The organism is Janibacter anophelis NBRC 107843 (genome assembly GCF_001570945.1).
GTDB lineage: Bacteria > Actinomycetota > Actinomycetes > Actinomycetales > Dermatophilaceae > Janibacter > Janibacter anophelis.
Window position 1 is genome coordinate 1 of sequence record NZ_BCSQ01000111.1, and the last position, 1880, is coordinate 1880.

The following is a 1880-nucleotide window of genomic DNA, read 5'->3' on the forward strand; positions in this document are numbered from 1 at the left end:
GCACACGCTTAGGGACCTTAGCTGGTGATCTGGGCTGTTTCCCTCTCGACTACGGAGCTTATCCCCCGCAGTCTCACTGCCACGCTCTCACTTACCGGCATTCGGAGTTTGGCTAACGTCAGTAACCTGGTGAGGCCCATCGGCTATCCAGTAGCTCTACCTCCGGTAAGAAACACGTGACGCTGCACCTAAATGCATTTCGGGGAGAACCAGCTATCACGGAGTTTGATTGGCCTTTCACCCCTACCCACAGCTCATCCCCTCAGTTTTCAACCTAAGTGGGTTCGGTCCTCCACGACGTCTTACCGTCGCTTCAACCTGGCCATGGGTAGATCACTCCGCTTCGGGTCTAGACCCAGCGACTCAATCGCCCTGTTCGGACTCGCTTTCGCTACGGCTTCCCCACACGGGTTAACCTTGCCACTGAGCACTAACTCGCAGGCTCATTCTTCAAAAGGCACGCCGTCACCCCACAAAGGAGGCTCCGACGGATTGTAAGCGCACGGTTTCAGGATCTATTTCACTCCCCTCCCGGGGTACTTTTCACCTTTCCCTCACGGTACTTGTCCGCTATCGGTCACCAGGGAATATTTAGGCTTAACGGGTGGTCCCGCCAGATTCACACGGGATTTCTCGAGCCCCGTGCTACTTGGGAAAACAGATCCGAAGTCCACACCATTTCGTCTACGGGGGTCCCACCCTCTGTGCCGGGCCATTCAAGACCCTTCGACTATGACGCAGATTTTTTACTCCGGCCCGGAATGTCAGTCCCGGGACACCATCTCCCACAACCCCGAACATGCAACGCCTGACAGCTATCACACACACTCGGTTTGGCCTCATCCGCTTTCGCTCGCCACTACTCACGGAATCACTGTTGTTTTCTCTTCCTGCGGGTACTGAGATGTTTCACTTCCCCGCGTTCCCTCTACCCGGCCTATATATTCAGCCGGGAGTGACTGGACTTGCCTCCAGCCGGGTTTCCCCATTCGGAAATCCTCGGATCACAGTCTGGTTATCGACTCCCCGAGGCTTATCGCAGATTCCTACGTCCTTCTTCGGTTCCTGGTGCCAAGGCATCCACCGTGCGCCCTTAAAAACTTGAGCCACAAAGATGCTCGCGTCCACTGTGTAGTTCTCAACATACGACCGGCAACCCCACCCACACCGTCACGCCCACCCCACACAACGTGTGGCGATAGTTCATGACCGGGCAGGGCCCGCATCAGATCCACTCGCTCGCGCGGGTGAACCCTCAGGACCCAACAACGTGTCAGACACGCAACCCCCACCATCACAACTTTCCACCACCAACCACGAAGGCCAGCAGGTACTCACCACCAGGAGAGAACCACGCGTCAAATAATCGATGTTCCACCCGAGCACCTGCCGTCCCACATTCGGGGACAGACCAGGTTCTGGACCACACGAAGTGGCCAGTGCTCCTTAGAAAGGAGGTGATCCAGCCGCACCTTCCGGTACGGCTACCTTGTTACGACTTAGTCCCAATCGCCAGTCCCACCTTCGACGGCTCCCCCCACAAGGGTTGGGCCACCGGCTTCGGGTGTTACCGACTTTCGTGACTTGACGGGCGGTGTGTACAAGGCCCGGGAACGTATTCACCGCAGCGTTGCTGATCTGCGATTACTAGCGACTCCGACTTCATGGGGTCGAGTTGCAGACCCCAATCCGAACTGAGACCGGTTTTTTGGGATTCGCTCCACCTTACGGTTTCGCAGCCCTTTGTACCGGCCATTGTAGCATGCGTGAAGCCCAAGACATAAGGGGCATGATGATTTGACGTCATCCCCACCTTCCTCCGAGTTGACCCCGGCAGTCTTCCATGAGTCCCCACCATCACGTGCTGGCAACATAGAACG

At 56.8% G+C, this 1880-nt stretch carries 2 rRNA genes; both read right to left on the minus strand.

Features of this window, described 5'->3' with window-relative positions:
- A 23S ribosomal RNA gene (locus JAN01S_RS16355) occupies positions 1 to 1107 on the minus strand; the annotation flags it as partial.
- A gap of 343 nt (positions 1108 to 1450) precedes the next feature.
- Positions 1451 to 1880: ribosomal RNA gene (locus JAN01S_RS16360) — 16S ribosomal RNA — on the minus strand; the annotation flags it as partial.